The sequence below is a fragment of the Rhizobium sp. SAFR-030 genome, from assembly GCF_059415005.1.
In genome coordinates this window covers 20,631-43,343 of record NZ_JBPFDO010000008.1, presented here as the reverse complement: position 1 = coordinate 43,343, position 22,713 = coordinate 20,631, and the positions used below count along the sequence as shown (strand labels likewise).

General features: G+C 61.5%; 7 protein-coding genes and 1 pseudogene. 2 read left to right on the top strand and 6 right to left on the bottom strand.

The window, feature by feature from the left end; all coding sequences use genetic code 11:
- Window positions 1-10 precede the first annotated feature (10 nt).
- Complete coding sequence (locus ACR65N_RS21005) at window positions 11-943, bottom strand: FadR/GntR family transcriptional regulator (protein ID WP_440458597.1); 933 nt, start codon at window positions 941-943, stop codon at window positions 11-13.
- Here ACR65N_RS21005 and ACR65N_RS21000 point away from each other — a divergent pair.
- Both ACR65N_RS21000 and ACR65N_RS20995 read left to right on the top strand, forming a co-directional pair.
- Window positions 942-1,436, top strand: coding sequence for a 2,4'-dihydroxyacetophenone dioxygenase family protein (locus ACR65N_RS21000; protein WP_440458596.1), 495 nt, complete (start codon window positions 942-944; stop codon window positions 1,434-1,436). The two genes, ACR65N_RS21005 and ACR65N_RS21000, sit on opposite strands and share 2 nt — an antisense overlap.
- A gap of 90 nt (window positions 1,437-1,526) precedes the next feature.
- A complete protein-coding gene (locus ACR65N_RS20995; protein ID WP_440458595.1) occupies window positions 1,527-2,252 on the top strand; it encodes an SDR family NAD(P)-dependent oxidoreductase in 726 nt (241 codons plus the stop codon).
- A gap of 585 nt (window positions 2,253-2,837) precedes the next feature.
- Here the strand turns inward: ACR65N_RS20995 and ACR65N_RS20990 are convergent.
- The 5 genes and pseudogenes from ACR65N_RS20990 to ACR65N_RS20970 all read right to left on the bottom strand — a co-directional run.
- Window positions 2,838-3,086, bottom strand: a pseudogene (locus tag ACR65N_RS20990) (PAS domain S-box protein); the annotation flags it as partial.
- 493 nt (window positions 3,087-3,579) lie between these two features.
- Window positions 3,580-4,026, bottom strand: coding sequence for a hypothetical protein (locus ACR65N_RS20985; RefSeq protein WP_440458594.1), 447 nt, complete (start codon window positions 4,024-4,026; stop codon window positions 3,580-3,582).
- 42 nt (window positions 4,027-4,068) lie between these two features.
- Window positions 4,069-5,379: an HlyD family type I secretion periplasmic adaptor subunit gene (locus tag ACR65N_RS20980; RefSeq protein ID WP_440458593.1), complete on the bottom strand. Its 1,311-nt coding sequence runs from the start codon at window positions 5,377-5,379 to the stop codon at window positions 4,069-4,071.
- A complete protein-coding gene (locus tag ACR65N_RS20975; protein ID WP_440458592.1) occupies window positions 5,369-7,096 on the bottom strand; it encodes a type I secretion system permease/ATPase in 1,728 nt (575 codons plus the stop codon). The genes ACR65N_RS20980 and ACR65N_RS20975 overlap by 11 nt, the downstream gene beginning before the upstream one ends.
- 92 nt (window positions 7,097-7,188) lie before the next feature.
- Window positions 7,189-22,080, bottom strand: a complete 14,892-nt coding sequence (locus ACR65N_RS20970) for a carbohydrate-binding protein (protein WP_440458591.1) — start codon at window positions 22,078-22,080, stop codon at window positions 7,189-7,191.
- Window positions 22,081-22,713: the final 633 nt, after the last annotated feature.

Below are 22,713 nucleotides of genomic sequence, written 5' to 3'. Positions count from 1 at the left end.
TGCCTTTCGTCTATCCTATTAGTTTCGCAACCTTCATCTTCTCGGTCGTGAACTGGATTGTATCGAGCATCGCCTTTTCGGCGGCTGCCGCGTCGCGCTTGCGGATCGCCTCGAGCACTGCGAGGTGATTGCCAAGATTGGCGCGAAAATTTTCCATGTGATTGGCAGTCACGCCGAACAGCAGGCCCAATATGCTGTCGATGGCGCTGTCGAACGCCTGCAGGATAGGGTTGCCCGTTGCCTTCAGGATGGCGAGATGGAACTCGCGGTCCGCCACTACTGCCGCCTCGGCATCGCCGCGCCGCGCTGCATCCTCCATCCTGGCATAGGCCGTCTCTATGTCGATGACCTGTAGCCGCGTCGCACGGCGAGCAACAAGGCCGGCCGAAGCTGGCTCGAAAACCCGTCTGGCTTCATCGATGGCTTCAAGGATGCCGGGCGTCATGACCTTGCTGTCCATCAGCCAACGGAGCACGTCTCGGCTGAGCGTGTTCCACTCGCTCCTGTCGGTTACGGTAGTGCCGCGGCGGGGCGCCGTCGTGACCATGCCGAGCCCAACGAGTGTGGAAATGGCTTCGCGGACCGATGACCGCCCGACGCCGTAGAGCACCATCAACTCGCTCTCGATCGGGATCGCTTGGCCTAGCTCGAACCGTCCCGCGGCGATGTCGCCACCTAATTGGTCAAGCACATTATCCGAACGACGGACGCGCGCGGCTCCAGGCATCAGATGTTTTCTCCCATTCATGCGATGATAGTTGACATTCATCTGATGATTGTCAAGTTTGAAGGTGATAGGCTTCGGCGCTGCGTCGCGTGGTGCCTTAAGTAGAGAGATCTCAAGCGAGGTTCCGGCCGTTCTACGGTCAAAAGATCGAACGATGGAGGAGATAATGGACAACCTTTCACCAGAGCAGATCGAGGCCGAAAGAATTCGGCGCATGCCTTATCAAAAGCCGCAGCCGGAGGGCATCCTTCCGGATCTCGTCGTGCCGCATGCCATTCCGACGGATGATCGGATCTGGGTGCCGCAGTCTGAGAATGTATGGTTCCGACCGCTGTGTCTGAACCGTTCGGCAGGTTACTGGATGAACCTTCTGAAGGTCCGCAAGTCGGGCGTTCTTAGCCGCCATCGGCATCCGGGCCCGGTCCATGCCTTCGTGCTGAAGGGTAGCTGGCGCTATCTGGAACATGACTGGGTTGCGACTGAAGGTTCATACGCGTTCGAGCCACCTGGCGAAACGCACACACTCGTGGTCGACGAGGGTGTCGAGGAGATGATCACCTATTTTCAGGTGAACGGCTGCATGTATTACGTAGATCCCTGGGGCAACAACAACGGCTACGAGGACGTCTTCACCAAGATCGAGATGTGCCGCGCCCATTACGAACAGATCGGTCTCGGTGCCGATTACGTAGACCAGTTCATTCGCTGATCGTCTCGCGCCGTCGGTACGGGGCGATGAAGTCCCATTCGCCGACGGCGCAATCTACCCAGCAATGGTTTATTACACGAGATTGTTCAAATGACCTTCCAAGCGGAATTGTTCTCCGGAAAAACGGCACTAGTCACCGGCGCCACTACTGGCATCGGCGCAGCAATTGCGAGGTATCTCGCCGAGCTCGGCGCAAGTGTCTACGCCGCGGGACTTGGTGCCGACACCTTCACCACTCCTGCCGATCTGAAGATGGAAGCTCGGGAACTGGACGTCTGCGACGATGCCGCCGTTTCTGAATTGATCGCGGGTCTCGACCGTCTGGACATCGTCGTTAATTGCGCCGGCGTCATCCGCCGTGTCGAAGAGCATCAGCTAGACGTTTTCGAGAAGGTCCTGTCGATCAACCTGACGGGAACGATGCGAGTTTGCACGGCAGCACGGGCCAAGCTGGCCGAAACCGCCGGCTGCATCGTCAACACGGCCTCCATGCTGTCCTTCTTCGGCGGTGGCCTTGTCCCGGCCTATAGTGCAAGCAAAGGCGGCGTAGCGCAGCTAACGAAATCGTTGGCGATTGCCTATGCCCCAGACGGCATCCGGGTCAACGCGATCGCTCCAGGTTGGATCGCCACCCCGCTGACCAGAGCGCTGCAGGAAGATCCGGCTCGATCGAAACCCATACTCGACCGCACGCCGCTTGCTCGTTGGGGCAAGCCGGAGGATATCGCCGGAACCGTAGCCTTCCTTTGCAGCCCAGCCGCGTCATTTGTGACCGGCACGGTCATGCCCGTGGATGGCGGCTATCTCATCAGCTGATTATTGTCGGCGGGGGCTGGTCTGGAGCATCCGTCGTCACCAACAGATGAACGCCGTCAAAATACGGCTGAACGCCCTGAACTGTTCCCACTTGAGCACCTCGAGATCGATCAGAACCACAGAGCTCCTCTCACTCGCGGCACCCTCGACTTTTCACCTTTCCTGATCAGTCTGAGAGAGGCTAACTACGATGGTCTATTGGGTGTTGAAGCATTCTCCTCGGCAGTTTCGCATCCAGACATCGTGGCTGGCATAGGTGCTCGGCGTAAACACGTTCGCGTGGCATTAGGTCGCGTTTGAAGCTGTTGAGTTGCTGAAGAGGCATGGGTTTTGAGGAAGCGCACCTTCTGCAAAACCACTAGTTTTGCAGAAGTCATCGACAGCCTTAGACGACGCGCCCTTGAATAAGTCTTGACCCACGCGCTTCAGTCGCTTCGGAGACGCGTGCGGACATCAACCGCAGGGTTAGGCGCCTTGAACCGATAAGCACCAACGGTAAGCGGTGCGATCTCGCGATGCCTCTGATAATCGATGCCATTTGCATTATGGGCATCCCGTCCAGCGTAGACGCGTTATGGAACGGGGTCAGCGGGACTGAACTGTCTTCTCCGCAAGTTCACGCTCATGCTGCTTGTGGATCGTGATGTCCTCGATCTGCGACATGAAGCGAACAACCTTGCCGCAGCTATCGCTCATGACGGCGACATGTATGATGACCTCGACGATCCGGCCATCAGAGCGCACGTAGCGCTTCTCGGTCGTATAGCCGTCCCGCCCGCCTGCTAGCACTTTTCGGAAGCGGACTAAGTCCGCTTGCAGGTCGTCCGGGTGCGTGAAGTCGGCGAAGGGAGTTCATTCAAAACGGGAGTGGTATCCCGACGAGCCCGGAAAAGGCATCGTTGCCACGCAGGATGCTACCGTCCACTTCTTGCACGAGTTGCAGTGTAGAAAGCGCGGGCTGACGCCTCCCAGTGGTCTAACGTGTTGAGCGACGTTGTGATCAGTCTTTGCGCTAAGAAAGAGGTGATCACCAATACCGAAGTCTCGCGGAGCTACGCCGGCTCGCGGAGGACGAACGGACCGACAAACTGGTACGCAACGGTGCAACCGATGCTTTGAAGCGGCTAGCGAGGAAGCCAGCGGTAGTGAAACCGACTTCAGCGAGATGCTCCCAATTGCTCCCTGCACCTCCCACCTAGTCAGATTTTTGTTGGGACGAGGTTTCTTCGACCAAATGGTTGAGCCCGCCTCCCTCCTCGCATACATGCTCAAGTTCCAAGAGGTCCCCTAGAGTTAATATTTTGGCCCTGATGAGCACGAGTCGAGATCAAAAGGATCCGATCAGCGCATGGGTCGCTCGATAGAATTCACTACCAATTTTGCTGACGAAGTCACCATATATCTCGGCGAACAAAAGCCCCGATAGGATGAGATTGGTGCCAACGATCAATGGCCCGGTCCTTCTTTTCCCGGCAGGCGGCGTTGCTCTGATCTCGTCTTGCTTACGGCCCGTCCCGGCGCGATTGACCGCCACCTGGGCTTCGGTAAATTCCACCGAGCGCCTGATCGTCTCCAATTGCAGGTTCAGCTTGCGGATCTCCTCGTCGAGACCGAACGACACCGCAGTGGGCACGATCGCCGCGCTGCGGTTCGGAACATGGCGTTCGACGCGGACTATTCTGGAAACTTCCGCGTCGGCATTGTCGACGCCGATCTCGCCTCGGCGGATCATTTCATTGGCGATCGTTTGGACGTCGGATAGCCGGTTTTCCATGGCGTTCTTGCCTTCTCGGTCATTGCGTTCGGGATGGTTGTCTCAGCTCTCGCGCATCGCATGGCGGACCTGGTCGGAAAGCGGCTTAATCATGTAGGACAGGATCGTGCGGCTTTCGGTCTGCACGAAAACCTCGGCGGGCATGCCTGGCTTCAGCAGCGTCTCTCCGGCTTTCGCGATTTCCGCTTCGGGGATGCGCAGGCGGGCAAGATAGTAGCTCGCACCTGTCCGTTCCTCGACGGTCAGGTCCGGCGAAATATCGATCACCGATGCGACCAGTTCCGGGGTGACCCGCTGGTTCAATCCCGAGAGCCGGATACGCGCGTCCTGACCGGTGGAAACCTGATCGACATCTGCCGGCGCTATTCTTGCCTCGACGATCAGTTCATCGTCGTCGGGAATGATGTTCACTAGAGTCTCCCCCGGCGCTGCAACGCTGCCGATCGTGTGGATGTTGAGCTGATGCAGCGAACCAGCAATGGGCGCGCGAATATCGAGCCGACGCAGCCTGTCCTGGGCGGCGATGCGCTCTTCGCTGAGCTTGGCGATTTCGGGGCGCTTTTGGTCGAGTTCTGTCAGCACGCTTTCGTAGAAGGCTTCGTCCACCTGAATGTGTTTCAATTCGGCCTGCGTCTTGGCCTGCTGCGTCTCGATGATTTCCGCCGTCAATGCCGACTGACTGCCCACCAGGGACGCCTTTTCCCGTTGCATGGCGATCAGTTGGGCCTGGGTAATGAGACCTCGGGCGCTGAGACTGTCGTAGCGGCGCAACTGTTCGTCGACCAGCGCGACATTCTCGTCGACCGCCTTTCGCTGTGCCTCGAGCGCGGTGATTTGTTCGGCAAACTGGCTGACTTGCTTTTCCAGTTGGGACTTTTGGCTGCTGCGCGTCACCTGGCGGGCCAGTTTGAGCATCTTCTGCGCTTCGGTCAGCAATGTCATGCGATTTTCGGCAACGAAGGACAGTTCGGCCGGGAAATCTATTCCTGTGCGGCCTGCCTGTTCAGCCAGCAGGCGCGCCTCCTGGACCATCAGTTGCGCCAGTTGCCCCTCGATGATTCCGAGATTGGCGCGAGCCATCGTACCGTCCAAGCGAAACAGGAGCGCGCCCGCCTCCACATGGTCGCCTTCGGTCACGACCATTTCGGCGATGGTGCCACCGTCCGGATGTTCGACCTGCTTGGCTCGGCCGAGCACGATGATCTTGCCAGCGGCCACAACGGCTCCACTGATTTCGGCATAGGCGGCCGCCGTGCAGACCCCGCCAAAAAACAGCCCGCCCAAGCCGATGGCAAAAAAGAGCTGCTTGCGGATTGCACCGGTGATGGTCCGGTCGAGATGATCATACGGCATTGGCAACCGCCTTTCCTGACTGCATAGAGCCATTGAGGATAGAGACGTTGGAGAGGACCTGGTCTTTGTCCCCAAATGCGACCTGCTGACCATTCTGAATAATCAGGATCTTGTTGACTGCGGTCAGCGCGCTGCTGCGATGGGCGATCACAACGACAATGCCGCCACGCTCGCGAATATCGACGATTGCTCGGCTGAGCGCCTGTTCGCCTTCAACGTCAAGGTTGGAATTAGGTTCGTCGAGCACGACCAGAAAAGGATTGCCGAACAGCGCACGGGCAAGACCTACGCGCTGGCGTTGGCCGGCGGAAAGCCGGGCGCCGCCGTCGCCGATCATGGTGTTGTAGCCTTCCGGCAGGCCAGCGATCAGGTTGTGCACGCCCGCCATCTTCGATGCGGCAACGATTGCCACGACATCGGCATCTTTGTCGAAGCGGGCGATGTTCTCGGCGACGGTTCCCTCGAACAGTTCGACATCCTGGGGCAGATAGCCGATGAGCCGTCCGCGGTCCTCATCGCTCCACTGGTCGATCGTCGAACCGTCCAGCCTAATGGCGCCCTTCAATACCGGCCAGACCCCGACGAGTGCGCGGGCGAAGCTGGTCTTACCTGAACCGGAGCCGCCGATGATGCCGAGGCCGTCGCCGGCCTGCAGCGAAAATTCGACACCCTGCAGCAGCACCAGTGGCTCGCCGGGTGCGCTGGTTGCCGCCTCCTGAACGGTCAGTTCGTGTTTCGGCAGCGGCAGGCCTTCCAGCCCCTGGTCGACGTCGCACTGCAAGAGTACCTGGTTCAGCCGGCCCGCCGCCTGGCGGCAGGCGATGAAGGACGGCCATTGCCCGACGGCCTGCTCGATCGGTGCGATGGCGCGCGCCATGATGATCGAGGAGGCGATCATCACGCCGCCGGAGATCTCCTGCTGGATGGCCAGATAGGCGCCCAGAGCCAACATGGCCGATTGCAGGATCATGCGCAGCAATTTGATGATGCCTGAATAGAAGTTGCTGCGGTCCGTCGCCATCTGCTGGGAATAGTAATAGGGCTCGACGATCTCGGAGAACCGGTCGGACAGCCTGCCCAGCATTCCCATGGCATTGACGACCTCGGAATTGCGCCGGGCGCTGTCCATGACCTTCGACTGTGCGGCGGTCCGCATGCCGACCTCCTTGCTCGGGCTGCGGGACGAAAACTCGTTGCAGATGACCAGCACGAAGATCAGCGCACCGCCGGCGAGCGCCAGATACCCCAGCGCGCTATGCATGAGGAAGACGAGCGCGAAATAAAGCGGCATGAAGGGAAGGTCGAAGATCGACGCGGGACCCTGCGACCCCAAAAACCGACGGATCGTGTCGAGATCACGGCCGGGATGAACGCCTGATCCCTTGATGCCGAGCAGGACCGGCAGACGAATATTGGCGCGCAGCGACGGATTGCACAGCCTCGTATAGACCCGCATGCTAATGCGCAGCAGGGCGCGCGACCGCAGGATATCAAGGAAGCCGCTGAACAGATAGAGCGCCAGCGTGATCCCCGAAAGCACCACCAGCGTCGGCACGCTGCTGCTCGACAGCACCCGGTCATAGACCTGCAGCATGAAGATTGGACCGGTCAGCATCAGAATGTTGAGTACGGCGCTTATGACGAAAATGCCCCAGAACGCGGACCGGCAGGTCCGGATGGCATCGGCGACGGACAGATTGCGATTACGTTTGAACATGAACTCGCCCCAGTATCGGGACCGGCTCCCCAGGGACCGGCCATTCCCCTCTGTTGACGGCGGCGTGGTTGAACACGCCGCCGTCGGTCGCATCAGATGACGATGTCGTATCCGTGCAGATGGTTCTGTTCGGGCTCGTCGAGCGGCGTCGCGTCGAACTGCGCGACATCCGGCGCCGGCGGTGTCTCCTCGATGCCGGATGCGTCGGTATCCGCATCCAGGCCCAGGCTCATCAGCGTCATGGCAGACGCGGAGGCCGGTTCGAGCGTGAAGGACGAGAAGTCCTGCGAGCCGCCGTTGAAGGTGAGACGGACGACCGTCGTGCCGGCATCGAGATTGACGGTGGTCGTCTCCGTGTCCTGGAAGTTCGACCAGGTGCCCGTTCTCGGTGTCGCCACCGTGATCGTATCGACGGCGCTACCGTTGGAGAACGTTGCCGTGACGCTGCGATTGGAGCCACCCGCCTCGCCCAGAGCCAGCGACAGGTTGAAGTCGTAGGCCCCGGCCTCGGTGACGCTGATCGTGTATTCCAGCCACTCGCCATTGCCGATCCAGCCGACATCCCCACTTGTCGTGACCTCGACCGAGGATCCGCTGCGACCACCGTTCGTGCCGCCCTGGAGGCCGGCTGCGTCGTTATAGGCAACGCCCTGCCCGCCTTCGTCATAATCGATGGCATCGACCACCAGTGCAGCGTCACCGAGAACCGGCGCCACACCACCGAAGGGCTGCTGTCCGGCCGGCGCCGTCAGCGTGAAGGATGCGAGATCCAGCACATATCCGTTGGAGGCGAGCGGACCGTTGAAGGTGAGCCGCAATGTCTGCACGCCGGCGTCGAGAGCAAACGAGATCGGCGCGCTCTGGGCGAAGGCCGCATTCGCGAAGTTCGATCCGCCCGCATGACCGTCTGCCAGCGTGACCGTGCCGAGCTGCGTCTGGCCGTTGAGCGAGACGCCGATCGTGGCGCCGATCACCGGTGTCTTGGCATTGGCCGAGAATGTATAGGTCCCGGCCGTTGCCACGTTGATCGTGTATTCCACCCATTCGCCCGGCTTGACATAGCCGATGTCGAGGCCCGGTCCGACCAATTCCACCCCGCGGCCGGGACGGAAGCCCGGATTTTCGATCGGGTTGTCGAGGCCGGCATTGTCGTTCCAGGAAATCCCCTGGCCGCCATTGTCGAAATTGCTGGCATCGACGGTCAGCACGCCGTTGGTGAAGGTCGGCGCAGTTCCCGGGTAAGGCGTCTGCTGATTGACCGGCGCCGTCAGCTTGAACGACGCAAGATCGAGGACGTAACCATTCGACGCGAGCGGACCGTTAAAGGTCAGCCGCAGCGTCTGTACGCCGGCAGCAAGGTTGATCGAGATCGGTGCGCTGTCTGCAAAGGCCGCATTCCCGAAATTCGATCCACCCGCATGACCGTCGGCCAGCGTGACCGTGCCGAGCTGCGTCTGGCCGTTGAGCGAGACGCCGATCGTGGCGCCGCTCACGGGGGTCTTGGCATTGGCCGAGAACGTATAGGTCCCGGCGGTCTGGACGTTGATCGTGTATTCCACCCACTCGCCCGGCTTCACATGGCCGATGTCGAGGCCCGACCCGACCAGTTCGACATCCCGTCCCGGACGGAAGGTCGAGTTGCTTGTCGGATTGTCGAGGCCGGCATTGTCGTTCCAGGAAATCCCCTGGCCGCCATTGTCGAAATTGGTGGCGTCGATGGTCAGCACGCCGTTGACGAAGGTCGGAGCCGTTCCGCCATAGGGCGTCTGCGGACCGGTCGGGGGTGGCGTGGTAGTATCGAAGAAATTGACCGTTCCGTCATTGTCCGCGTCAAGCTGCAGGGCATCGTTGATGCCGTCGCCATTGGCGTCGTTGGCGGCCGTCAGCACATGCGGCTTGACGTTCTTGATGATGAACATGTGGTCGTTGTAGTCGTAATTGCCGGCACCGGGATAATCCTGGATGGCGATATAGGTACCGGGAATGACGTTGCCGTCGGCATCGAGCGCTTCGAAGAACCGGATCAGATGCCCCTGCTCGTTGCCGACAAGCTGGCCGAAGTTCGGATCGATCTTGTTGGCTTCCGGATCGCTCCAGGACGCATAGGTCGGGCGGCCATCGACCAGGATGAACAGGCCGAACGGCGTGTTCTGGTTGATGACGCCGCGGGCGACGGTCGCGCCGGCACCGGTTCCGGTGACCAGCTGATCGGGCAGAACCGTCTGGCTTTGCTGGTCGTCGTTGGCAAACAGGTTGGTGACCGCGCTCGTTGCGAGCTGGTGATAGCCCAGCCGGGCGACGTTGCCCTGCTGCAGGAAGGCTGCCATCTGGATTACTTCGATACCTTTCGCGGGATCGAGCTTCTCCAGGTAAGGCATCAGCACTTCGTCGCCGACGGTTTCCACCCGGCCGCCATTGGCAAGCTGGCCCTGGGCCATGTTCGTCGTGTAGCCGAAGGCTTCGACGATCTGCGCCACGGTCGGCTCGGAATTGTTCTCCGAGAATTCCTGGGCGAGACCGGCGAGCTGGATGACCTGGGCTCCATCATAGTCGTTGGAGTTGATCGTCAGCGTTGCCTTGTAGAGATCCGCGCCGGCACCGTTGCCGGCATGGGTGCCCTTGAACCGCACCGTGACCTGAACCGAGGCGCCGGCTGCAACGCTCGTCGGGACGGTCCCGACAAACTCGAAGGCGGCGGTATCGGACAGGACGAGGCTCGTCAGCGTCAGCGCAGTGAAGCCGTCGTTGGTGATGGTGAATGTGGCTTCGTTGCGGAACGTCTGTGCGGCATTTGCAGGCTGGTCGATATTGGTGAAGACCAGGCGGTCGTCCGCTGCGGCGTCGTCGAGGCCGGCGATCACCATATCCGCACCGAAGCCGACCGGCTGGACGCCCTCGATGACGAAGAGGTTGTCGTTATAGTCGTAGTTGATGCCGGTATAGTCCATGATGCCGAGATAGACATTCGGGATCACGTTGCCATTGGCGTCGAGCGCCTGGAACACCTTGACCGTATGGCCCTGCTGGGCACCGGGTATGATGACGCCGCCTGTCGGGTTCAGACGCGGATCGGTCGAAAGACCCGCAACCGTAATCCCGAAGATGTCGTTGCCCGCCCAGCCGTCCGGCACATCGCTGTTGGTAAAGGTGCGGGTGGCGAAGGTGTTGTCGTTGCCGGCATTCGGCAGAAGGCGCTGGTTGTCGTTGCCTTCGTGGTTCCAGAAGGTGATGCCACTGCCCTTGTTGCCCGGGTTGTGGATGCCGATTGTGGCGCCGCCAGTGCCGTGGAAAGCCGCGATATGGGTGATCTTTGCCGAGGTCACACCGTCCGCGAGTTTCCAATACGGCGACAGAATCTCCGTTTCATCCGTCTTGGCGAAGACGTCGTCGGTGGAGAGCACCGAGTCTTCGCCGCCGCCCTGCAGCCGGAGGCCTTCGATGACATTGCCGAAGCCGAAGATCTTCCAGATCTCGTTGACATTCGGCTCCTGGCCTCCTTCGTCACGCGCCTGCCAGAAGCCGGCAAGCTTGACGGTGGCGACCGGGCTGTCCTGATCATTGGTGATGATTTTCAGCTGGCCTTCGAAGACGGTCGAGGTCGCGTCGACATTGGTGGTCGGCGGCGTATAGGCCGCACGGTTGAACACGACCGTGACGTCGAGGAAGGAGCCGGGTGCGATCGACACGCCGTTGAGCGCATTCGGGTTCTGCAACACGAACGGTCCGGTCAACTGGTAGTCGCTGATGGTCAGCGGCTCGGTGCCGGTATTGCTCAGCCGCACCGTACCGGTATCCTTGAAGTCGCGCGGTGCGCCTGGTTCGACGGCGTCCGGATTCTCCAGGTAGGAGAAATGCAGCCGGTCGTCGAAATAGGCGGCGTCGAGGCTCTGGATCGCGATATCCGCATTCGGATTGCCGGGTGCCGGCTGGATGTCGAGATAGTCGAGACCGTTGGCGCCGGGCGCGTTGGATACGATGCGCAGCTGGTAGTCTTCGCCGGCTTCGAGCGCCAGATAGATCGACGCCTCGCCTGCCGTTCCCGCGCCAGGGAAGGCGCTGATGTCGACTTCGACACCATTCAGGAACCACGTCAGGGATTGCCCGTTGGCGGCACTGGCATTTGCGGCGACATCCAGCTTGTAGGTGCCGTCCGCTGTGACGCTGAAGTAGAAGTCCACCGTGCTTCCATTGACGGTATTGGCAGAGCCATCCGTCGCTTCGAGCTCGATGCGGCCGCTACCGTTGATGTCGGCATGATCCGGTTCGAACACCGAAACTGCATCCTTCGTCACGCGCAGATAGTCGATATTCGGACCGTTGCCCCCAGGCGCCGTCAGTGTGATCACGTTGGTGCCTGCGGACAGGTCTAGCGTGACGGATTGGGGACCCCAGGCCGTCTCGGCCGCGTTCGAGTTCGGTGCAAACGGCAGCGTCTGGACGACGACACCATTGACCGACAGAACCATTGGCCGTGCCGCCTTGGTCGAGGCGAGCGCGTAGAGGATGTCGAGGCCGTAGCTTCCGCTCGTCGCCGTCGAGACTGTCCAGCTGACCGACTGGTCGGCCGTGCCGACATAGTCGACGAAGGCGCCGCCGGACTGGCCGCGGTTCTCGGTGACGACCGCGGCCCCGCCGAGATCGGCGTTTTCCGCCTCGTATTTGACGTAGGTCGTGCCGTCGACGACCATTTCGCCGTCGTTCGGGATGGAATTGCCTTCGCTTGCCACCAGCACTTCCAGCTGGTCGATATTCGGACCGGTGCTGGCGACCGAGCGCAGGGTGACGGTGGTCGCCCCACCGGTCAGGACGACCGGGATCTCGATCGTCTGCCAGTTGTTCCACGGATCGGAGCCGTCGGTGACCGGGGTCGGCGCGAAGGACTGGACCTTGACGATCGTCCCGTTGATCTCGAGCTGCAGCGGCCTGTCCGTCGTGCCGCCATTGGCGTAACGGAAGCGCAGGATCGCATTGCCCGCCTGATCGGCAGGCACCGAGAAGTTGAAGCTGATGAAGTCGGCATTGGTCGAGCCGAAATCAGCATAACCGCCGGGTATGCCGTCATTGCTGTTTGTGTTGCCGTCAGTCCCGAAAGCGCCGGGACGCAACCCGTTCACCGTGCCCGCGACATTGCCGGGCTCGATATTGGAAGCATCGCGGATCTGGATCTGCGGTGCCGTGCCGGTCGGCACGACCACGGATGTTCCGTCATTCGGCGTCCGATCTTCCGCCTGGATCGTGGTGAGCAGGACGAAGTCCTCGCCGGATGGCTCTTCGCCCGGCACGAAGCTGAGCGAGACGGTCTTGGTGTTGAGCGCGTCGTCGGTCACTTCGATGCTCGCCGTCACCGTGCCCGATGTCGTTCCGGTATCGATGGTGAACTGCTTCTGCGCATTGAGCGTGATCGTCTGCTTCGGCCCGCCGTTGAACGAGATGCGGATCGCCGTGATGTCGCTGTCGAGGCCGTCGATGCGGAAGACCGCAGCCTCGGGATCGCTGACGTCGAGCGCGACGAGGGCAAGGTCATTGCCCTCGTCGGCCGTCAGATCCTGCGTGACGCCACCTGGCGCTGGGGTAAGCAGGATCAGCTGGCTGGCACCTGTGCTGCGGTTGAGCGTCATCAGGTAAAGCTGGCCGGTCGCCGGATTTTCAATGATATCGAGCGGGTCGATATAATCGTCGATCACCGAACCGTCGGGGCGGCGCAGGACGTCGTCATCGATGATGTTGCCCTGTGCATCCACCCGGATGTAGCGGACGTTGTCGCCTGTCGAGAACTGGGCGAACAGCACGGCCCCCTTGAGGTTGGAACCGAAGGCGCCGCCCGTATATTCGATCGCACCGTTCGGCGACTGGTTGTAGCCGAGGTTGTAGATGCCATCGAGATCGTAATCGGCGTCCGGCTGGACGCCGGTCTGATAGCCGTCGGTGCTGGCATTGCCGTCATTGCCGCCGACGACTTCGTTGGGATCCCGACCGCCGGTCGGATTGCCGCCGTTGAGGATATACTGGTCACGCAGCACGTTCGGATGGCCGTAATAGCCGCCTTCGTCGATGGTGAAGAAGTAGTCGTACTGCTTCGGCGAGTTTGCGATCGTCGTATCGAGGCCGGGCTGGGTCGGATCGGTCGGCGTCTTGCCGCCCGAGGCCGTGCCGTTGGTCGGTACGTAGAGATTGCCGTTCGAATGCCAGACCAGATCATAGGCATTGCGCACGCCTGTGGCGTAGATCTTCAAAACGGCGTCGTCCGCATAGGGATTGTACATCCCCGGATAGCTGCCATCGACATTGAACTGGTTCGCCGGCGACTGATAACTTGGGTTTTCAGCCTGGCTAGGCTCGGTCTGTACGTTGAAACCGTTTGCCGGTGCGTCCCGTGTCGGATCGATCTCGAGGATCGCCGCATTGAGCAGACGCTCGGGACGATTGCCCCAGGCGCCGTCCGCAGCGCCGGCCGCCGAGTTGGACCCCTGGCTGAGATAGAGAAGATATTCCGGCTCGCCGTTGGTCGTCGTGTAATCCGGGTTGCGACGGAATTCGAGGCTGTTCGTCAGGTGGTCGCCGCCGGAGCGGGGCAGACCGTTGATATAGGCTTCCGCCGTCGAGTTCTCGAAGACTTCGCTAAGCGTGATCTTGCTGACCCGACCGGAGAACTCGGGCGTGTCGAAGGCCTTTGATTCGCGTGGGATCGGGGCATTGTCGGAGATCCAGATCGTGTTCGGATCTTCCGGATCGAAAACGAAGCCGACGATGCCGCGCCGTTCACCGTTACCGGCGTCGAGATAGCTGAGCGACAGCGTCTCCTGCGAGGCCTTGTCGATCGTGCCGTTGGGATTGACGTCCCAGCGATGGATTTCGCCGGTAATCGTCGCGACATAGAGCTTTCCGTCAGGGCCGAACTCGACCGTCGTGTAACCGAAGGCACCATCCGCGAAACCGTCGAGGATGACATCCGTAGAGAAGGCGACCTCGCGCGGAACGTCTACCGGCGCCGTACCCGTGACGAACGTGGTCGTCAGATCCTGGAACTGCTTCAGCGAGCCATTCGGATCCGTGATCGAACCGAGGTCCATCACGTCCTGAACCTTCAGCGTATAGCTGGTGTTTTCTTTCAGGTCCTGAAGCGGCCGGATGTTGAGCGTATCGGCGCCGCCGCTGATCTGGATGGAAACAGGAACCTCGATCCCGGTCAGAGTTTCGATCAGCTTGATATTGTCCGTATAGGCAATGTTGGGACCGCGGTTTCCGTCCGCCTGCAAATTGATGCCGACAACGAAGGTTGAGGTCGGATCGATGTCCGTCGGCAATGAGCCGTCCGGCCCGATGGCGATCGACACCTGTCCGTCTTCGAGGGAGGCAGCAACTGGAGCGACGAAGAAGGAGAAATCCTTGTCCGCGCTGCGGCCGTCGCCCGGCGTCAGGTCCGGAACCCTTTCGATTTCCAGATACTGGATTTCGGTGTTGACGCCGCCGATCGAGTCCATGGTCAGCTTGCCGTCGGTGACCGTCACAACAGCGGTCACGAGCGTCGAGCGGAAGCCGCCGCCGTTCTGACTGCCGTTGATCGGGTTTGCCGGCGTCCATTCCGGCATGACGTTCACGCCTTCAAGGTTGATGATGTAATCGGAATCGAAGGCACCGGCCGTATCCCCGATCGACATCGTAACCTGATAGGTGCCGTTTTCCAGCGCCATCTCCCAGGCCCGCGCGCCGGCAGCACCCGCGCCCGGATATTCGAAATGCGCATAGGTTTTCTGCAGGCTGGATGCGCCGGACACCGTGTCCTTGTACCAATGGGCGTTGGCCGGCTGCGCCGAGGCAATCGTGCCGTTGGCGGTACCATCGGCAACGCTGGCCTCGGTCACCCAGCCGTAGCTGAAGCCGTTGCCACGATTGCCATAGGCTGCACCCGTATCGGCGAGATAGCCCGTCGGCGTTTGATAGCCGCCCGGCAAGCCCTGCGTTGTCTGGCCCGGCGCCGGTTCGAAGTTGATCTTCACCACCGGCTCGAAACGGATGAGCTCGCGGGTTTCCACCGGCCCCTCATCGCCGTCGCGGCTGATGGTGACATTGTCGATATTCGGGCCGTTGGTGAGCGTGTTCGCCAGCGAGATGGCGTTGACGCCCGCCGACAGCTGGACATCGTAAGTCACCTCCACCCAATTCGCCCAGCCCTGGTCGGCTGTGCCGCCGACCGGTATGGTGGAATTCAACGAGACCGTCTGCGTGACACCGCCGATGGACAGGATCATCGGACGATCCGTCGCGCCGCCATTGGCGTAGCGGATGGTCAACTGATAGGTGCCCGCCTCCTCGACGGTGACATTGAAGCCGGCCTTGTCGCCGACGTCGTTGCCCATGTCGAGATAGCCGGCGCCTTCGTAGCCGGGCCGCAGGCCGTCGCTGTCGAAGGTCTGGCCCGGACCGCTATTGCCGGTATTCGCGTTCGGCTCCTTGTTGGTCGGCGTGCGATAGACGGTATCGGCCGGCGTCGAGGCATTCGCCTCGATATCGGTGATGGTGAAGGTCTCGCCCTCGATCGTGACAGAGAAGGGCTCGGACGGATTCTGCGGGCCTTCACCGTCGATATACACAAACGTCGCCTGATCGATATTCGGGCCGCCTGTCGCGCCTGCCGGCATGGCGAGGCGAATGGTATTTTCGCCTGCCGTCAGCGTGACCTCCACGCTCGTTTCGACCCAGGACGTCCAGCCCGTCGCGGCGGAGCCGGTGCCGGTGACCGGCCCGGGGATGAAGGAAATAGAGCCCTCGGCCGTTCCATTGACAGCCAGGACAAGCGGACGATCCGTCGTCGCGCCATTGGCATAGCGGAACGTCACGAGGTAAGTGCCGGCTACCGGCGCATCCACGTTGAAGGTGATCGCATCGCCCGGATTGGAGCCGAAGTCGATATAGGCACCGCCATTCGCACCTGCGCGGTAATTGCCTGTCGCATCGAGGCGCGTGGCGTTGACCTCGCGGGTGAACGAGGTGTCGCTGTCGCCTGCTCCCGTATCGTTTACCGTGACCTGCGTCGCATCTTCCGCCTGGATTGTGAACGGCGCCACGACGACCGGTCCGGCAATCGTGAAGTTCATCTGCGACTGCGCCACGTTGCCGACGGCATCCGTGACATAGGCGATGGCGGTATAGCTGCCCGATGCCAGCGCCGAGCCGTCGACGGTATAGTCGCCGTCGGCATCCGGATTGACGGTGACGCGGGTCGCGCCGCCGTCGAAGCTCATTTCGACCTTGACTATGTCGCTATCGACACCGGCGAGGTTGAAGTTGATGGAAGCGGCCCCGCCGCCGCTCAGAGGCCCCTGCGGCCCGCTGAGGAACAGCGGGATCTCGTCGGCATCGGCGGACGTGTCGCCGGTCGAGGGAACGTTGCCGGTGATCTCGATCGAGTCGATATTCGGGCCGGTTGTTGCGCCGGCCGGAATGGCCAGCGAGAACGTGTTGGCGCCTGCCTGCAGCGTGACCGTTACCGTCTGGACGGACCAGTTGTTGAAGCCTTCGTTCGGGCCGGAGGTGTTGCTTCCGGTAGCCACGAAGGGCAGAGCTTGTGCCGTTCCGCCATTCACGACGAGATTGAGCGGGCGAGCGCTGTTGCTGGCGTAGCGGATGTTGAACGTGTAGGTCCCGTCTGCAGGCACCTCTACAGTGTAGTTCAGGCGGTCGCCCGCCGTGTCGCCGTAATCGACATAGCCCGTCCCGGAGAAGCCCGGACGCAGGCCATTGACGAGGCCCACGGTACCGGCGGATTCCTGGTTGCTCGGATCGCGGATGGTGGTGATCGTCGCGTTCGAGCCGTTGTCGAAGGAGGTGATCGTGCCGGTTTCGGCCTGGATGGTGGTCGAGAAGGGAACCAGCACGACCGGTTCGCCGACAGTGACCGAGAAGGTCACCGCTTCGCTCGACAACTCGCCGTCGCTGGCCGCAACCGAGATCGCGTAGGTGCCGGCGGCAACCGTTGCCGCAACGGTCAGCACCCCACCGGCAAGGCTGATTCCGGTCGGCAGGACCGACCCGTTTGCGAGCGTCGCGACATAGCCGACGCTGTCGCCGGCATCGGGATCGGTCGCGCCGAGCACCGCGGCGAGATCGATCGTCGTCCCCTCGCTCGCTTCAAGCACGACATCGGCGATATCGGCACCTTCGCCGAGTTCCGGCGCTTCGTTCACATCACCGACGCTGATCGCCAGTTCCGTCGTGGTGGTAAAGCCCTGCTCGTCGGTGGCGATGACGGAGACGGTCACAGTCTCTTCCGCCTCGTGATCGAGGCTCACCCCATCGGCAAGCCGGATCGTGTCGCCTTCGATGACAAACCGCTCGTCCGTCGTCGTGTAGACGATAGCCGCACTGTCGCCGTCCGGATCGATGGCCGAAAGCGTGCCGACGACGCGGGCCGCAACGTTTTCATCGACGGTGCCGCCGGTCAGCGTGATCGCACCCGGCGCCTGCTGTGCCGGCGCCTCGGTCGGCGTCAGCGTCAGCTTGTCGATGCGAAGATACTCGCCGATGTCCGACTGGCCGGAAATCTGCGCGATGGTAGCCGCATCGACGAAGACCGGGCTGGTAAAGGTGATGGTCTTCAGGTTGCCGGCCTGTGCGGCATTGCCGCGCGTGGCGGAAGGATTGTCGAACGTGCCGTTGTCGTTGAAGCTCAGATTGTCGGCAAGAACCGTGTCGCCGATCTTCAGCGTGAACCGCGCATTGCCGTCGGTCTCGTCGAATACGGTGATGGTGACGGTGTACCAACCATCCGCAACGCCGTTCTGCGACAGGACGGTGGTGACGCTGCCGGCCTGGTTGGCATTGGTGCGGATCAGCTGGTCGCCGGATGCAGCAGGTGCCGCCGACGCGTAGAAGCCGCTCGCCTGGCCAAGGCCGGTGAAATCCTCGGCCTCGACGACGAAGCTCGCTTCGCCAACGGCCTCACCGCCAATGAGGTACGGGATCTGGATTTCGGCGCTCAGGCCCTGCGGATCGGTCGCGACGATGGTGAAGAATCCTTCGCCCGGATCGGTCGGCGTTCCGACGATGACGCCTTCCTCGTTGAGGCTGAGGCCGGCCGGAAGGCCCTCGACGGAAAATGTCAGTGCGTCGCCGTCGATATCCGAGAACGCGTCGCTGTAACTCGAAATGTCGATGGAAACTTCGTCGCCGGTCATCGCCTCCATAGGCTCGAACTGGATGGACGTGTCGGCGACCGGCGCATCATTGATGTCGGCGACCGTCAGAACGAAATCGCTGGTGGCGGATCCGCCGCGCCCGTCCGTCGCAACGACAGTGACCGTATAGCTGCCGGGCAGTGCGGCGATCGGGCCGGACAGGACGCCGCCTTCGAAGACGAGGCCCGTGAACCCTTGTGCCGGATTGCCCTGTCCGTCGGTGACCTCCAGCGTATAGCTCAGTGCATCGCCATCGCTGTCGATGAAAGGCAGGTCGACTTCGAGCGTGCCCCGCTCATCGACGCTCATGTCGGTAATGCCGCCGCCGACCACACCCGGCGCGGTGTTATCCGGTTCGATCTCAGCCAGCTGAACGGAAGAGAAGCTGACCGATCCGATGCCGTTGCTGGCCTGGTCGTCATCGGCGATGAACACCAGCGAGCTGATCGTCTTGCCGGCATGGGCGGAAAGATCGATGGTGACGGTGATCACCTCCCCCGGCGTGCCGTTCGAGCCGTTGCGCAGGTCGACGAAGGACGACTGCCCCTGGTTGCCGGCGATCTGGTAGATCGACCTGTCGCTCATCTCGAAGGGAAGCTCGTCGTCGTCGAAGCCGATGGCAATGATTTCCGAAAGCACGCTGCCAAGGGTGACTGTCAGCGTCAGCTGAGTGTTCTCGGTGATCGTATAGCTTTCGCCGATCGAGGCGCGCTTCCAGAAATTGCCGTTGAGATTAAGCGTATTGCCGCCATCGGAAATCGTGCCGCCGGCACCGCTGTCCTGGCTGCTGTAAGGCGTCAGACCGGCCTGGGTGAAGATGATCCCCTGCGGATCGACCGGCTCTACCGGAACCTCGGGTGCTTCGCTGACAGCGAAGGTGAAACTCTGCGTCGTGGTGAACTCGCCATCGAAGGCACTGACGACAACGTCTACGGACGGCTCCTCGGCGAAGTCGAAGCTCGCCCCTTGTGCGATGACGAGCTGGCCGCCCGAGTTGATGCTGAAGCGAGCGTCGCTGACCGAATAGACGAGCGCGTCGCCGTCGGGATCCGTGGCGCTGACCGTGCCGAGCACGGTGCCCTGCGCGACGTCTTCCATGAATGTGGCCGTTCCGGCAAGCGAGATGGCGACGGGCGCTTCGTTGACATCAGCGACCGTGACGGTGATGTCCTGGCTGGCAGACGTCGTGCCGTCGCTGACCGTGACGTTTGCCGAATACACGCCATCGCCATCCGCATCGTCTGGATTTTCGAAATTGGGCGCGGCAATCAGCGAGACATTGCCGTTCTCATCGATCGTGAATTTGGCGGCATCCGCGCCGGACAGCGCGTATTGCAGAACATCGTCGTCATCATCGGCGGCAACAACCTGCCCGATGGCGTGTGTGTTTTCATCGACGATGAAGCCGGCCTCGCTGGAAATTTCGGGCGCCGCATTGCCGGGCTCCTCCGGATCGACAGGCGCGGCCGCGACGACGACGCTGACGACGACCGGTGCCGAGGCGAGAGTGCCGTCGCCGGCGGCGACCGCGACGGAATAGGTTCCGGCGATAACGCTTGCCGCAACGACGAGCTTGCCGTCGACGATCGAGAAGCCGGCCGGCAGATCGCCGGCATTGGCGATGACGAGCGAGACATCGTCGTTATCGACATCGTCGGTGGTGAGCGGCAGGTCGATGACATGCTCGCTGCCTGCGACGACATTCTGCGCCGGGACGACACCTGCAATGGTCGGCGCATCGTTGACCGACGCGAGGGCAACGGTGACGGTCGAGCTGCCGCTCAGGCCGTCTGCGTCGGTAACCGTATAGCTGATCGACGCGTTGCCGTCGAAATCGGCCGCCGGCGTGAAGGTGATGACCGTGCCGGCGACGCTGACCGTTCCTTGTTCAGCCGGAACCGTGGCGGTGATGGTCAGCTCGTCGCCTTCGGCATCGGAAATCTGATCCGCGACATCGATCTGCACCGGAGTATCTTCGGTGCCTTCGATAGACAGAGCGGTTGCCACCGGCGCGGTGTTTACCGGCACATCCGCCTCATCAAGCGTGATGACGAACTTGTCGATGTTCGGGCCGGTCACGGTGCCGGAGAGACCGATATTGCTGAGGACAAGCGTATTCTGCCCGGCTTCGAGGTGAACGGTCACGGTCTGAACCGACCATCCCTCCCAGCCCTGGCCGACGCCATTGGTGCCATTCGGTGCCGTCTGGATCGACGTGCCGAGATCCGCGAGATCGGTCGGCCGCGCGGAAAGCGCATTCGCACGCGTCGCGGCAAATGGCAGGGTCGCCAGGAGAGTGCCGCCGACGGAGCCGCTATAGAGCTCGAGCGGGCGGTCCGCCGTGCCCCCGTTGGCATAGGTGACGGCCACCGTATAGTTGCCAGAAACCGGCACGTCGAAGGTCAGGGAAACCTGAGCAGCGGTATTCTGCGCCCAGTCGAGATAGGATTCGCCCTCGGCACCGAAGCGGAAGATTTCGCTGGCGGGCGTATTCGTACCGGTCATCGGCCGGTTAATGGCGCCGTTGGTGTTTGCGGCAACCTGCGCCACCAGGCTTTCAGCCTGAATGACAATCACGTTCGGATCGGCTTCGCGGATTTCGAGATAGTCGATATTCGGACCGGAGAACCCGTTTGCCGTCAGGCGAATGGTGTTGTCTCCCGCCTGGAGATAGACCCGCGTGCCGCTCTCAGCATAGGTCGTGTTGGCGCCGGTGCTCTTGAAATCGAAGACGCGGTCCCAGAGCTGCCCGTTCACGTCGAGACGCATCGGGCGATTGCTGGTCCCTGCGGAGAAGAACGCGTAGCCGACGCCGATATCGTAGAAACCGGCCTCGGCGACCGAGAAGCTCCACTCAATGTACTGCCCGTTGCCGATATTGTTGCTGTTGAAGCCCGCGAAATCGACATAGGCATCGCCATCGGCAGCGTCCGCATTCGGAACGTCGCCGGAGGCGGCCGTATCCTTGTGAACGATGACCGGGTTGGTCGTCACGTTGCCGCCGGAATTGCCGAATGTGGCGGATTCCGCCTGGATGCGGATCGGCGCGGACGCAAACGCCGGGAGCTCGACGTCATTCTCGGCAGGCAATTCGACCTCGGCCTCGGCAGGCAGTTCGACCTCATTCTCGGCAACCGCATCCGTGGCGGGAGTCTCCGGCGCGGGAGGAACGGTTCCCGTATCATCCTCGCCGGTGAATTCTGCCGGCTCGCCCGAAACCAGCGTCAGATTGTTGGCCGGCGTCCCGCTATCGCCAATAGCCGGCGCCGAGCGGGAGACTGCGGACGGTGTGAAGGCGGCCGTCTCGAAATCCGGCGCCGCGTTGCCTTGACGGGTGTCCGATGCTGAACTGCTGGAGCCAAGGAAGCGGAAATTGCGTCCGCCTGCGCCGGCAAGCGCGCTGGACGGTGCATCCGTCGGCGCCGCCGCAGGGATGGTTCCGGTTGTCAGGTCGGCCTTGTCATCGGGCGAGACAATCCCCTCGTCATTGATGCCCGCCGTTACATCGGCCTGAGGCGCGTCGCCTGCAGGCGTCACAACTGCCGCGCTTGCAACCTCTTCGCCACGCCGTGCCGAGGGTTTGTCATTCGGAATAGCAGGCGAGGCCTCGGGGCTTTCCTCGTTTGCATGCTGGATGCTGGGGCTGAGCGCCAGCGCGACGGCACCGACGGCGGCGATGTTCAGGCCGGCAAGGGCGGCCGACGTCAACATAGAGCGAGCGGACTTGCCGCCGCTCGCGGGGCCGAGGTTGCTGATGCCTCCAATCTCTGCACCCGCATTGTTGAGGGACGAAAAGGTTAGGACATGCATGCCTTCCTTAAGATCGAGATGCAGAATCTTATTGGAGTACATCGTCCAAGAGCCGGTCGGCTCGAACTCTACGACTTCCGGTGGTTGGCCGCTGAGGGCCATCGTCGAACGCAGTGACTCGTTGCGACCGTTGGAAAACGATATCAGGATCTCCTGTAGGCCGCCTACGGTCACCTCAAGAAGGAAACCTTTGTCGCCTCCCGCGGCATATTCAGACACTCCAAACGACGAGGTAAGCTCGGCCACCGACGTTTTGATGACTTTGCCGGAATTGCTTTCGTTATCCATGATCGCCCCCTAGAGAAGACGCCTGATACGCGTCAACAAGTGATGACAGCAGCAGTCGCGCATGCCTGTCCCTGACAAGATTTTGCTTGAGAGGAAGCAAAACCCAAACAGCTCATAAGGCTGGGGTGCTGGTTTAATTGAGGTAACAGATGATTAACGCCTAAACGAAACGCGCATGATCTCGACAGAACGTCATGTTCGGTTCGAAGCAGGTGACTTCGTCTTTCACGACAATAGGATTGAGCTGAGTGGAGGCGTTCGTGGCGTTTTGACCTGCCACTGGAATTTCCTCCAGATTGGATTAGCGTCCGGCCCAGCGAGGACGGACTTATGAAAAAGGAGATT